This is a genomic window from Haloarcula marismortui ATCC 43049 (assembly GCF_000011085.1).
GTDB classification, from domain to species: Archaea; Halobacteriota; Halobacteria; order Halobacteriales; family Haloarculaceae; genus Haloarcula; species Haloarcula marismortui.
Window position 1 is genome coordinate 218,322 of the sequence record NC_006396.1, and the last position, 13,417, is coordinate 231,738.

The window sequence follows — 13,417 nt, forward strand, 5'->3', positions numbered from 1 at the left end:
ATCCACTATCTCGGATCAACATAGCAAGCTACCAGTCCGACAATTCAGTATCACTACCCGCGCATAAGCTTCAACACTTCGTCGACGACATCGGTTTCGACGGCGAGAATATACTGCTCCTCAGCCTTCAGAACCGTATCAGCTCCCGCGAGTTCCGTTCGGTCCGCCGTCGAGATCAGCAGGCTGCCGGACGGAAGCGCAATTTCGTCGAGACGACGCCCCGCCACAGGAGCGGACGGGGCGACGGTTACCTTGATGATATCGAGGTCTGCGGTCGGATAGACGAGTGTCCGGATGTCTTCCCCGGTCAGGATATCTGCCGCGTGGTCCCCACCGAGATATTCGGGTAGCAGCGTTGCGTCGACGACTTCATCGTACTCATGATCCGCCTCCGTCTCCGCTCTCGCGATGGTCCGAATCGAGGGCGCGTACTGCTGGGCTTCCATGCAGATGGCGAGGTTCGTGCCCGGTTCGTCGGTGAGCGCTGCGATAGCGTCGGCCTCGGCCAGGTCGGCCTGTTGCAGAATCGACGGTCGCGTGGCGTCACCGTGGATGACCGGCCCGATATACGCATCTGACAGCGCCTCGACGCGCTCCTCGTCGGACTCGATCAGCAGTACGTCGTGACCCTGATCGACGAGGTTTTCGGCGGTCTGTTTCCCGACGCGGCCGCCGCCGGCGATGACGAATCGCTTTGTCTGGGCCATTAGCCTACTGTTGACAACGTGCCATCTTCAATGCCCCGACAGTTCCAACCGACTGAGAACACAGTCGGCCGTACTGGGGGCCAGTCAGCAGAAGCTTTTATCAAATCCCCTCACAGTTCTTACAATAGAAGAACTCACCCCGGTACTCAAATGGACCGAATAGAGTACATACAGCGTATGATGGACGGCGCGCCGATTACAAACAGGATGCATGAGTAAGAGCCAGACGCGGTCGCCCGAAGCTGAACTTGGGCTACTTGACGCGACGATGATCGGGATGGGTGCGATGATCGGGGCCGGTATTTTCGTGTTAACGGGGTTGGCCGCCGAAATCGCTGGACCAGCCGCGATCCTCGTTTTCGCACTGAACGGCGTCGTGACGGCATTCACGGGACTGTCCTACGCGGAGCTTGCCGCCTCGATTCCGAAGAGCGGCGGTGGCTACGCGTTCGTGCGGGAGATATTCGACGACTTCGCCTCGTTCATCATGGGTTGGATGCTCTGGTTCGCCTACATGATTGCGGGGGCACTGTATGCGCTGGGCTTTGCGCCGAACTTTCTCGAACTGTTGCACGTCTACGACGTGGTCCCGTCACCGGACGAGATCGGCGCTGTTGCAGTTCCGGTCATTGATGTCGGGCTCCCACCGGCCTTTTTGCTGGCGTTTATCGCGGTTCTGGGCCTCGTGGCGCTCAACGCCGTCTCGACGGCTGCCAGCGGTAGTGTCGAGACGATTTTCACAATCATCAAAGTCTCCATTCTGGTCGTGTTCGTCGCGTTCGGGCTCACTTCACCGATGTTTTCGGGGGCCGAATTTCAGCCGCTGTTTCCGGAAGGGAGTGGAGCGGCTGCCGTCTTGCCGGCGATGGGACTCACTTTCATCGCTTTCGAGGGATACGACCTCATCACCACTGTCACGGAGGAAGTACAGAACCCGCGGGAAAACATCCCCAAAGCGATTTTTATTAGCCTCGCTGTGACTGTCGTCGTCTATCTGGCCGTTGTGACAGTCGCCATCGGGACGCTCGGGGCCGAGGGACTCGCCGACGCTGGCGAAGCCGGCATCGCCACGGCAGCAACATCGTTCATGCCGACCGGGTTACCGATTATCCAGAACGGTGGGGCACTCATCGTCTTTGGCGCTGTGTTCTCGACGCTCACTGCCCTCAACGCCGTCGTTATCGCGTCGTCACGCGTCGCGTTCTCGATGGGGCGTGAAGGGCAGTTACTCCCCTCGATTGGCCAGATACACCATCGCTACGGGACGCCGTTCGTCGCCATCCTCACCAGTGCCATCGTGATGCTTGGCTCAGTCGCACTGCCGACACAGAGCGCCGGCAATATGTCGAGCCTGTTCTTCCTGCTCTCGTTTATCATCGTCAACGTCGCGGTCATCAGACTCCGCAGGGAACGACCGAACATGAACCGGCCGTACGAGATGCCGTTCTACCCGGCACCGCCGATAATCGGTATCGCACTCAATCTGATTCTGACGGGGGTGCTGATAGAGTTCCTGCTCCGGACGGATCCACTGGCACTGGGACTCAGCGTCGCATGGATCTTGCTCGGCGCAGTCGTGTATTTCGCCCTCAAACGGATAAGACAGCAATCGGACCGTGAACAAGCGACTGCCGTCAGCGAAATAAAACCCGAGGCTGAAGACTAACTCATGACCCGAACACTCGATATTATCATCGCAGGCGGTGGACGCGTCGGTTTCCAGACAGCCGAGATACTCGCCGACCGCGGTCACGATGTGACGATTATCGAACGCGACGAGCGGATGGTTTCGGATATCGCCGATCAGTGGGTAGCAACGGTTATCCAGGGTGACGCGACGAATCCGGACATCATCGAACAGGCAGGCATCGAGCGAGCGGACGCAATTGCCGCGCTCACAGGTGAAACCGGACTGAACCTTGCGGTCTGTTTAGCTGCTGCGGAGCTGACGCCCAACATCCGAACGATTGCACGCATCGACCGCACAGCTGGTGAGGCGTACACCCGATTTGTCGACGCGGTGGTCTTTCCCGAACGAGCCGGTGCGAGGGTGGCAGCAAACGAAATCCTGGGGAGCGATGTCCAGACGCTTGCCGACGTGACTGGCACCCTCGATATCATGCTCGTCCGCGTTACTGACGGCGCTCCGGCCGCCGGAAAAGCACTCACAGACGTCCGCTTTCCCGAAGGCACCGTCGTTGTGTCCGACGATAACGGTGAGCGGATCGCCCGTGCCGACACGACCCTGACACCGGGGAGCCGCTACGTTATCGCCGTTGAACCTGATGTCGTCGATGAAGTACTGAACTTGATGCGCGGCTAGTGACCCGCAGTCAGCCTTCCCTCATCGCTGCGCGCTCCGTGTGATACGCTCTTTTCCACGGACAGCCGCGGGCAGTCAGGATGCGACGCAGGAGTGCGTGAAAATTTGTCGCTGCAGTACGACCAGCCGCGGCACTTAGACGCGCCGGGATAGCGAGGTCCGTAGTTCGCCGGCAAGCTCCCGGTGCCCGTCTTCGGCGAGGCTGTCGGTGACGACCTTCAGCGCAGCCGCGGAGCCGCCGACGTAGAGACTCCCGCCGTCTTTCTCGACCACCACTACATCAGTCACTTCGGCGACGGCCCGGAGGCTTGCCCGGGCGTCGTCGGTCACATCCCCGAGCAGGAACGTGAGTGTCGCGCCGTCGTCGGTCCCGCCGGCGACCGTCTCGCCGAGCGCCTGATGACGCGCCACTTCCCGCAGCGTCACGTCGGTCAGTTCCGCCACGGTGGGACCGGAGTCGGTCTCCGGTCGTGTCGTCCGCTCGTCACCGAGCGCGTCGGCCACTTTGACCACGTCGTGGGTTTCACGAGTGTCGTGGGTTCGGATGATGTGTGCGCCGCGTTCCGCTTCCATCGTCGCCGCGGCCAGTGATACGGCGAGCTGGTTCTCCGTCTCGGGCTGGTCGGCCAGATCGCCGAGGAAGTCCTCGCGGTTGGTCGCGGTGAGCATCGGCCGGTCGAAGGCGCGGAACTCCCGGAGGCGGCGGAACATCTCCCAGTTGTCCTCGAACTCCTTGCCGTCGTACCAGCCGCCGAACGCCGGGTCGATAATGGTCTTATCCGTGAACCCGTCCCGCTGGAGCGCCTCGAAGATGTCGTCGATGGTTTTCAGCGCACCGGGACTGGCCAGGTCCGGCGGACTGGCCATCTTGACGACCGGCATATCGTGGTCTTCGACGACACCTTTCATCTCCGGGTCGGCGAAGCCACACACGTCGTTGATAACGTCGAAACCGTGGCCGATCGCTTCCTCGGCCACCTCAGCATAGCGCGTTTCGAGCGACAGCGGCACGTCGGCGTCGAGTTCGTCGACGAGCGGCGCGACCTCTTCGAGTCGGTCTTTCTCCATCTCGACCGGTTTGGACTCGTATTTGGGGTTCGCTGACTGGAGGCCGACATCAATGATGTCCGCGCCGGCGGGGACGAGGTTCTCCTCGATAGCCTCGGCGGCTTCCGCGGGGTCCAGATACACGCTCGGCTTGTACCCGGAGTTCGAACTCATGTTCAGCACGCTCATGACGCGTGTCGGGTGACCATCGCCCACCGGGAGGCCATCGATTTCGACCGTTCGCATACCGCTCTCTGAGGACTGTGGATACAAAGGTCTCGCGGCATCGGCGAAACGGCAACGCCACGCGACATATCACTGATACAGAATCACCGAGTTTTTATATTCATGCATGAATTGTACGGGATGGGTGGGGAGTTAATGATCAGATTCGATCTCGATTCGTTCGAGGCTGTAACACAGCAGCTGATGGCTGCGGAGTCCGAGCGGGAGATCTGTGAGATCGCAATGTCCGGAGTTTCGTCTGTGTTCGACGTGCCACTCGGAGCGCTGTGGCTGTATGATAGCGACGCTTCGGAACTGCAGTTGGCTGCGTCGACGGAGCGGGCGGACGAGGTGTTCGACCGGCCGGTGACGTACCGACCCGGCAACAGCCTCTCGTGGGAGGCGTTCGAGCAGGACGATGTCCGGACGTACTCCGAACTCGACGACGAGCGAAGCCAGTACAACGAAAACTCCCCCGTCAGTAGCGAGATCATTCTGCCGCTCGCCGAGTACGGGGTTATCAACATCGGGTCGCTGACCCCAGCTACATTCGACGATGAAACGGTTCGACTCGCGCGGATGTACGCAACGCACGTTCAGGCGGCACTGCAGAAAGCCGAGCGCGAGCACGACCTCCGCGTCCAGCGCGACCGGATGGAACAGCTCATTGGCGTCGTTTCACACGATCTCAGAAACCCGCTTCACGTTGTCGAGGGGCGACTCGAACTCGTTCGAGAGACCGGCGACCTGTCCCATCTCGACGATGCGGCAGAAGGCGTGGCTCGCATGAAATCGCTCATCGATGACCTGCTGACCCTCGCAAAGAAGGGGTATGCGGTCGAAGACCGAACAACGATTTCACTTGACACCATTGTCGAACGGACGTGGGAGATGGCCAGAACAGCCGACGCAACGCTAAAGATCGAAGGGTCCGCCCCGGTGTTCGGTGACCAGAACCGCCTCAAACAGGTGTTCGAGAACCTCTTTCGGAACGCGGCGGACCACGCTGGCGATGACGTGACCGTCTGGGTCGGTCCGCTTGTCGGCGACGGGGCAGCCGAGAGAGACAGTGCGAACGAGCGAGGCGAGGGCCGAGTGACAGGTTTCTACGTCGCTGACGACGGACCGGGTATTCCAGCCGACAAACTGAACGATGTTCTCTCGGTCGACGCCTTCTCAGGCAGTAACAACGGCCTCGGCCTGTCTATCGTTGCCCAGATCACCGACGCCCACGGCTGGGACATCTCGGTGTCTGAGAGCAGGGCCGGCGGCGCACGATTCGAAGTGACCGACGGGACGAAACCAGTCTCACCGTTTCACTCCTGGTAGCACGGAACTGGCGACTGACAGCGTCTGAACTGGGTGCCAGTGCTGTCCGTGGTGGGATTGACAGATTTATTTGGTCGCCCACTGTATGGTAAGTCAGTGCAGACCCCGGAACAGGACATCGAAGCCGTGCTCAAAGAGTCAGGTCCGGAGTACGAGGGGTTCCAGTTCGAGACCCCGGGTGGGGGCCACCAGAGCGATGTCTACATGGTAACGCTGCGCCACAACGGCGAGGCATACGAGGTGGTCGTGAAGTTCAAGCCACAGGGCGATGTCCCGTTTGCTGTCGAACCCTGTCTCCACGACTTCGTCGCCGGCCGGACCGATGTCCCTGTTCCACGCATCCTTGTCTACGAGGACAACCCCGACGCCGATGTCCCGCCGTATTTCGTCACCGAGCGTATCCACGGCGAGAATCTGGCCGAGGAGTTCGCCGGGCTTTCGACTGCGGACCGACGGCGGGTGCTGGCCCAGTCCGGCCGGATACTCGGCGATATGCACTCCGAGATCGGGTTTGAGGCGTTCGGTCGGCTCACGCTTCATGACGACCGGATCATCGTGAGTGACTGGATGGGCAACTGGCAGGAGTACTTCGAGAGTCTCACTAGATCCCACCTGTCCCACCTCGATGGGACGCCCTTCGAGGACATGACAGACCGGGCGTGGGACTGTATCGAACCGGCCCTGAGTATGGTGCCCGAAGACGGCGTTCCGCGGCTGGTACACGACGATTTCAGGCCGGCAAATCTGATGTTCGAGCAGACGGAGGAATCGCCGATTACAGCTGTCCTCGACTGGCAGGACGTACTCGCGGCGCTACCGGAGTACAACCTCGCACAGACCGAGTTCCTCTTCATTGACTCGTCGTTTCAGGACCCGGAACGGCGCGAATCGCTCCGAACGGTGTTCCACGAGGGATATCAGGAGATGCGCCCGATGGAGTTCGACGAGGGGTACGAGCAGCGACGGCCCCTCTACCAGCTCTCGACGCTCCTGTGGCGGATGGCCGGCTTCGAGGCCGTCTTCGACGACAAGTCAGGCCTTGCCGCCGCTCGGGCCGAAGCCCAGTACCGCCAGCAGTTCGAGCGGCTCGTCGAGGAGATACAGACGAATTAGGCCGTTTCGGGCGGTTGGCCGCTGTCGACAAGCTCCCACACGGACTCCCAGTCGAGTGTCGTCCGTGCGCCGGATGACTGCGCTGCGAGTGCGCCACAGGCGTTGGCGACTGCGAGCGCACGCTCCGGGTCAGTCTCCTGTGCGCTGGCGAGCAGATACCCGGCAGCGAACGCGTCGCCCGCGCCTGCAGTGTCCACAGACTCTATTGGATACCCAGCGTTCGTGACCGTTTGGTCGCCGATGTGGGCCGTTGCGCCGCAGTCCCCGTGCTTGACCACAACTGTCGGCACTGTCTCGAAGAGCCCGCTGTCTCTGGCGTGGTCGGCCTCCCGGTCGTTGCAAAACAGGATCTCCGCATGTGAGAGCACCGATGAGTAATCGCGGTATGGAAGCCGCCGGCCGGGGTCGAAGCTCACCGGAACATCCGCGGCCGCGGCGTCGCGTGCGAGCGTCGCAGCCGTCGTCGGATTTTGGCCGGTCAGGTGGAGGTGGTCGGCCTCGGCTAGGGTCTCGGCCGGGAGGTCCGACGCGTTGAACGCCTCGTTGGCCCCGTCGTTTCCAAGCACCGCGACATCGCCGTTCTCGTCCACGATGAGATATTTCACGGCCGTCGCCTCGTCCGACTCGATCAGCAACGTCTCGACGCCGGTGGCTGCCAGTTCGCGACGGGCCATGGTGCCGTGGTCGTCCCGGCCGACGCTACCGAGGACTAGCGGGTCCGCATCAAGTCCGGCCAGTGCGACGGCCGCGTTCGATGCGCTCCCCCCGCTAGACTGTGACCGGTCAGTGATGCGCCCCTCGCCGTCGGGCTTCGGAAGGTGGTCGACGTGGAGCGTCACGTCCCAGTTGACGTGGCCGGCACAGATGACGCGCATATCCACGGCTGGGAGGGGCGCTATCATAGCAGTTTCCCACTGCGGTCTATGCAGCATATTTAACACTGACCGGAACGGACCGGCGCACATGGTAACGGTCCCCGATAGCGTCCTCCCAATGAGTTGTCGGACCAGCATACGATTACTACAGCCAGAGGTGACTGCGTGATGCGTCACGGTGTGGCTGTACTCGCCTGCTTGGTCATCGTCGGCTCGCTTCCGCTGTCAGTCGCCGGCGCGAGCGTCAACGCATCGATATCAACCGTTGACGTGTCGCCGTCATCGCCAGCGCCGGGCGAAACCGTCACGTTCGACACGACTGTCCGGAATCTTGAGAGCAGCGATGCCCCGCTCGAAATCAACGATATTGCAATCCGGAAGTCGGGCGGCAGAGGAATCACAGAGTACGAACGCGTCTCGGACCTTGGCTCAATTTCGCCGGGCAGCACACTGGAAGTACCCCTGACCGCCTCGTTTGATTCGGCTGGAAGCAAGGACCTCCGCGTCATCGTGTACGGCCGTGACCGCAAGACCGGAGACAACATCGAACTCAAATATCCGGTCCAGTTGAACGTTCAGGAGCGGCACCCGCAGATGGATATCACGGCTGACGACTCTGTCGCCGGCGTTGAGTCGACCGGGGAGGTCACCGTCGCAAACGGGCTCGACACCCAGATAACGAACGTTGAGATTGTCGTCGAAGGCGATGGCGTCAAGGTGACAAACAGTCTGACAGTCCGGTCAAGCGTCGCAGAGAACGGCTCGATTACAGCCCCGTTCCGGTTCCGACCCGAATCTGCCGGCGAACACTCACTGACCGCAACGATTAGCTACACTGTTGACGGAGACACTACCCGTAGCACGACACGGACGACAGTCATCGATTCGGACCCGCTACGGAACAGTGTGGAACTCGATACGACTGCGGTCGGCAGCGGCACTGACCGCGCGTTGCGGGTCGCGGTCTCGAACGGGGCCAACGCTCCGCTCTCGGATGTCATGATTAGTGCAACGTCGGAGAACGCGTCGTTCCAGCGTGTCCTGCTTGAGAACATCTCAGCGAGTACGACCCGACAGGTGCGACTGAACGCCACGATGGACGAACCCCGTGCGGATGTCACTGTCACGGCCAACTACGAACTCGGGACTGAAACGGAGCAGATGACGACCGAAACGACGCTCCGATCCGTCCCGGGAACGATCGACCTCACCGGTCTGGACGTGATCCGACAGGGGGGACGCCTCCAGATTTCAGGGAGTGCAAGCAACGTCGGGTCGACGGATGCGGACAGCGTCCTCGTCAGCGTCGTCAACACTGAGAGCGTCACTCCGGCGACCCCGAACCGGGATTACTTCGTCGGCACGGTCCCGGCCAGTGACTTCGTCTCCTTCGACGTGTACGCCCAGACGACGGGGAATGTCACGTCGGTACCGCTGGAGGTGACCTACCTCGTCGACGACACGCGGAAGCGACAGACGTTCGACGTGGATATCGACCGGATGGGCGCTTCAGCACAGCAAGCGGGCCAGGACGACGACAGCGGGGGCGGTGACCAGAACAGTATGCTGCCGGTGTTCATCGCCGGCGGCCTGGCACTACTCGTCGTCGTCGGTGTCCTCGTGCGCCGCTATCGCCGCGGTGACGACGATATCGAGGTATGACGGTTATCGACGCACAGGGACTGGTCAAGCGCTACCGGACCGGCGGCCAGACCCTCTACGCACTCGCGGGTATCGACTTCACCCTCGAAGCCGGCGAGTTCGTCTCGATTATGGGCCCCAGCGGCAGTGGCAAGACGACCCTGCTTAACATCCTTGGACTGCTAGATACGCCGACAGAGGGGACCGTCCTGCTTGAGGGGCAGGACGTGACCGGCCTCGGCGACAGCAAGCGGACCGCGCTCCGCAAGCAAACGATAGGGTTCGTGTTCCAGCACTTCTATCTCCTGCCGACGTTGACTGCTGTCGAGAACGTCGAAGTACCACTGCTGTTGGACAGTGACCCGAAAGTCAAAAAACGGGCCAGAACGCTCTTAGAGCGGCTTGGGCTCGGTGACCGACTGGGCCACAAGCCCGACGAACTCTCCGGCGGCCAGAAGCAACGCGTCGCCATCGCCCGCTCGCTCATCAACAGCCCGAAGGTCGTTCTCGCCGACGAACCGACGGGTAACCTCGACAGCGAAACCGGGCGGCAGATACTCGACGAGTTCCAACGCATCGCCGACGAGGACGACGTGGCAATCGTCGCAGTCACCCACGACGACCTGGTCAACGAATACGTCGACCGGACCGTCCATCTGGTCGACGGCACCATCGGGAGGGAACGAAAAAATGGCGGGTAGGTTCTTCCCGGCCGCGCTGATGGCGCGGCGCAACCTCACGCGAACGAAGATGCGGTCGTTGCTGGCGTCGCTGGGTATCGTCATCGGCGTCGTTGCCATCGCTTCGCTGGGGATGTTCGGCGTCGCGCTCCAGTACTCGTTTACCCAGAACCTCGGCAACGTCGGAAACCAGCTCACGGTGTATCCGAACTCCGGCGAAAACATCACTGAACTCACCGAACGAGATATACGCTCGATCCGCCGGGAGGCGAGCCCAACAGCAACTGTCTCACCGGTGAAGACCCGCGTGGAGCCGGTGTCGTACAACCGCGAGGACGCAGTCAGGGAAACAATATACGGCGTTGAGAACCCGGCGGAGTTGTACGAGGCCAAGGAGGGGCGGGTATCGCCGTTCCGGTCCGGTGCGCTTGTCGGGTCGAACGTCGCGGAGGAGCACGACCTGCATCCCGGGAGCCAGATCACCGTCAACGGGACCAGTGTCCGTATCCGGGCCGTGCTCGAAGAAGGTGATCCGTTCTCCTCGACGAACCCCGACAACCGAATCATCATGCCGGCGACGTCGTTCAGCCAGCGTGGCTACTCGGAAGTGTACGTTATTGAGTCGACCGGGACACGGGCCAACGAGACGGCAATGGGGATCCGCGACGCGCTCAACGACCGTGAGGAGCGGGTCTTCGTGCAGGAACTGGGCTCGCTCGTCGACACCATCGAAGAGCAGTTCCAGATCATCAACACCGTCCTCGCCGGCATCGCATCGATTTCGCTGCTCGTGGCCGGCATCTCGATTCTCAACGTCATGCTGATGTCCACTGTCGAACGCCGGGAGGAAATCGGCGTCCTCAGAGCTGTCGGCTATCAGAAGCGGGATGTCCTCAAAGTGATGCTGATGGAAGCGACGCTGCTTGGGTTCCTCGGTGGCGTCGCTGGTGTCATTCTGAGCCTCGGTGCCGGGCTGGCGATAAACCACTACGCCGTCGGTGACGCGATGGCCGTCTTCAGGCTACCGAACGCCTGGTACGTCGGTGCGGCGTTCTCCTTCGGGGTGCTGACGAGTATCGTCAGCGGGCTGTATCCGGCCTGGAAAGCAGCGAGCGAAGAACCAGTCGACGCGCTACGCGGTTAAATCGTCGCGTCGACGCCCGGTTCCAGCAGCGGGTCGGTCCGGTCAACCGACAGCGAGTCGAACTGTGCGAGCCAGTCTTCGTCGCCGCGCTCGAAAGCCTCTAGCGCGTCGCCGACAGTGTAGGTCCGTTGGTTGTCCGAGCACGGGAATACGCCCTCCAGGTCGTCGCCGTAATAAATTGCCAGCGAGACGACTGGGAACACGACCACGTCGTCGACGCGGTCCATCCCGACGTAGCTCCGGTTCCGCCGCTCGAACGCCGGTTCGAGCGAGTGGCCGTTCTGGCCTGCCCAGTCTGTGAACTCCTCGTATGTCTGGATGGCTTCCGACCGCTTGTCCTCCGCCATCGTCCTGATCCGCTGCCACTCACCGGCGACCATCGACTCGCTGAACACGCCGTTGGCCTCCAGTCGCTTCACCCGATTGAGCACCTGCTGTTGTGCGTCGAACGTGCCGTACGTATCTCCACGAAGATACAGTTCTGCCCGAAGATGTGTGTCCCCTGTCATAGCTTTCTCATCGCTAGCTTCTCCAGAGACCCTCAAAACTCTTTCCCAGACTTATGTGCTAACACACAGCACGAACTTATATTCGAGAATCATTGGTTTGAGGCGCTCTATATCCATAATATAGGGTATTCACCTGACTATGGAATACCCTTATACTATTAGTACATCAACAATTATATTCCTCTTGGGTCGATGTTAGTTTCGATGTCTGTCGAACAAACGTACGGTGTGTCTCTTCCAGTTTAGACGGCAAATTCACAAATTTATAAGAAAGTAAATAGTTGTCTTCCGGGTGCCTTGGTGTTCAAGCATTCCCGTGACGGACAGTTCGAGATCGCGCTGGTCGGAGTTCCACAGTTCTTGGTCGACCCCGCACCCGATATGGTCGCCAGATGTGTCTGCTACATTTGCCGGTTCAGGGGCCGCCGCGTGCGAGAATGTTCGATAGCTGCCGAAATCAAAGCCCACCTTCGTCGAAATACAGTCAACCGTGCACCGTGAGCAGACTCCTGTCGGTCGCTCAGCCCGCGCTGCTCGCGGGTCGCTCCATGCACGGCTTCACCGATTCAGGTTCGAAGCGCAGCGTGTCCCGCACCCTTCGCTTGGTATTCGAGAGCCCGCACCACGTTCGGACTCTCGCTACTTGTTCGCTACAAAACAGTTGACAGCTCGCGGTCGAGACTGCTCACCGATTCAATCGTCCGCTACACAGACGCTTGACAGTTTGCAGCCGAGACTGCTTACCGATTCAATCGTCTGCGTGCGCTTCCGCACCACTCGCAACAACGTCAATCTCGCCGGCATCCAGCTCCTCTTCGATTTCCCGGGCGGCCTGCACCATGTTCTCCATCTTCCCGCGGGCGACCTCACGGGGCAGGAGCTTCACGCCACAGTCCGGCGAAACGGTGAGTCGCTCCGGGGGCACGACTTCCAGCCCCTTCTTGATGTTCTCCTTGATTTCCGCAACGGACTCGACCTCTGCGGTGTGGGCGTCCAGCACGCCCATGGCGAAGTCCTTCGTGAACTCGTGCTCTTTGAACACGTCGAGCTGGTCGTAGTCGCCGTTTGCGAGTTCCAGATCGTACTCGTGGACCGGGTAGTCCAGAATTTCGGGGTAGATGCGCGAGTAGTCGCCGTAACAGACGTGCAGGCCGAGACGCACGTCGTCAGGGATCTCGTCGACAATGCGTTCCAGACACTCGCCGACGATGGCGTGGTCGTCCGGCGTCGTGGCCAGTGCCGGCTCGTCGATCTGGATGTATCGAGCGCCAGCCTCGACCAGCGCCTCGATCTCCTCGTTGACGAGGTCGGCCAGTTCGTAGGCCAACTGCTCCTCGCTGTCGTACACTTCGTTGAACGACCAGTTGGCGAGCGTGTACGGCCCTGTAATCGGAACCTTGACGGGCCGTTCGGCGACCTCGTCAGTAAACTCGAACTCCTCGACGAGCCACTGCTCGCCGTACTCGACCTCGTCGGCGACGCTCGGCTTGTCGAAGTAGTTGTGGCCCCACACCTTCACACGGCCGTTGAACTCGTAGCCGTCGATGCGGTGGGCGAAGTACTCCACCATCTCGTTGCGGCGCATCTCGCCGTCACAGATGACATCGAGGCCTGCACGTTCGTGCTCGTGGGTGATGAGCCGCGAGGCGTCGTCTTTCGATTCCTCCCACTCGTCCTCGCCGAAGTCGGCGTCCTCATCCTCGAACAGCTCGCGGGCACGGTCGTGCCACTTGGGCTTGGGGTAGGAGCCGACGACGGTCGTCAGCAGGAAGTGGTCGTTCGGGTGGTCCGCCGGTTTGAACTGGTCTCGTGGTCCTGTCATCG

At 61.1% G+C, this 13,417-nt stretch carries 12 protein-coding genes; 7 read left to right on the forward strand and 5 right to left on the reverse strand.

The annotated features are described in order from the left end of the window. Positions 1-53: 53 nt before the first annotated feature. Positions 54-707 carry a potassium channel family protein gene (locus tag RR_RS05110; protein WP_007188348.1) on the reverse strand — a complete coding sequence of 218 codons (654 nt, stop codon included), beginning with the start codon at positions 705-707 and terminating at the stop codon, positions 54-56. 211 nt (positions 708-918) lie between these two features. Here RR_RS05110 and RR_RS05115 point away from each other — a divergent pair, with 211 nt between their 5' ends. Both RR_RS05115 and RR_RS05120 read left to right on the forward strand, forming a co-directional pair. Beyond that, positions 919-2,373 (forward strand): APC family permease, encoded by a 1,455-nt coding sequence (locus RR_RS05115; protein ID WP_007188349.1) that lies wholly within the window; start codon positions 919-921, stop codon positions 2,371-2,373. A 3-nt stretch (positions 2,374-2,376) separates the two neighbouring features. Then, a complete protein-coding gene (locus RR_RS05120; RefSeq protein WP_004962845.1) occupies positions 2,377-3,030 on the forward strand; it encodes a potassium channel family protein in 654 nt (217 codons plus the stop codon). A gap of 135 nt (positions 3,031-3,165) precedes the next feature. Here the strand turns inward: RR_RS05120 and RR_RS05125 are convergent, their stop codons facing one another. Continuing rightward, a complete protein-coding gene (locus RR_RS05125) occupies positions 3,166-4,323 on the reverse strand; it encodes a dihydropteroate synthase (RefSeq protein ID WP_011222913.1) in 1,158 nt (385 codons plus the stop codon). 135 nt (positions 4,324-4,458) lie between these two features. On the opposite strand from RR_RS05125, the gene RR_RS05130 reads away from it, so the two are divergent. Next, positions 4,459-5,631 (forward strand): sensor histidine kinase, encoded by a 1,173-nt coding sequence (locus RR_RS05130; protein WP_232508548.1) that lies wholly within the window; start codon positions 4,459-4,461, stop codon positions 5,629-5,631. A gap of 96 nt (positions 5,632-5,727) precedes the next feature. After that, a complete protein-coding gene (locus RR_RS05135) occupies positions 5,728-6,744 on the forward strand; it encodes a phosphotransferase family protein (RefSeq protein ID WP_004962837.1) in 1,017 nt (338 codons plus the stop codon). Here the strand turns inward: RR_RS05135 and RR_RS05140 are convergent. Next, positions 6,741-7,619, reverse strand: coding sequence for a carbohydrate kinase family protein (locus tag RR_RS05140; protein WP_049938731.1), 879 nt, complete (start codon positions 7,617-7,619; stop codon positions 6,741-6,743). The two genes, RR_RS05135 and RR_RS05140, sit on opposite strands and share 4 nt — an antisense overlap. 168 nt (positions 7,620-7,787) lie before the next feature. Here RR_RS05140 and RR_RS05145 point away from each other — a divergent pair, with 168 nt between their 5' ends. From RR_RS05145 to RR_RS05155, 3 genes are read left to right on the forward strand one after another with little or no spacing between them, the layout of a single operon-like run. Then, a complete protein-coding gene (locus RR_RS05145) occupies positions 7,788-9,281 on the forward strand; it encodes a hypothetical protein (protein WP_011222917.1) in 1,494 nt (497 codons plus the stop codon). After that, positions 9,278-9,961, forward strand: coding sequence for an ABC transporter ATP-binding protein (locus RR_RS05150; protein WP_004962828.1), 684 nt, complete (start codon positions 9,278-9,280; stop codon positions 9,959-9,961). Before RR_RS05145 ends, RR_RS05150 begins: the two co-directional genes overlap by 4 nt. Further along, positions 9,951-11,084 (forward strand): ABC transporter permease, encoded by a 1,134-nt coding sequence (locus RR_RS05155; RefSeq protein WP_004962826.1) that lies wholly within the window; start codon positions 9,951-9,953, stop codon positions 11,082-11,084. Before RR_RS05150 ends, RR_RS05155 begins: the two co-directional genes overlap by 11 nt. On the opposite strand, the gene RR_RS05160 is transcribed toward RR_RS05155, so the two are convergent. Continuing rightward, the gene (locus RR_RS05160; protein ID WP_011222918.1) at positions 11,081-11,593 is read right to left on the reverse strand and encodes an HTH domain-containing protein; all 513 of its coding nucleotides are present in this window, start codon (positions 11,591-11,593) and stop codon (positions 11,081-11,083) included. The genes RR_RS05155 and RR_RS05160 overlap by 4 nt on opposite strands. A gap of 748 nt (positions 11,594-12,341) precedes the next feature. After that, positions 12,342-13,415, reverse strand: a complete 1,074-nt coding sequence (locus RR_RS05165; protein ID WP_007188356.1) for a methionine synthase — start codon at positions 13,413-13,415, stop codon at positions 12,342-12,344. Between the last annotated feature and the right edge of the window lie 2 nt (positions 13,416-13,417).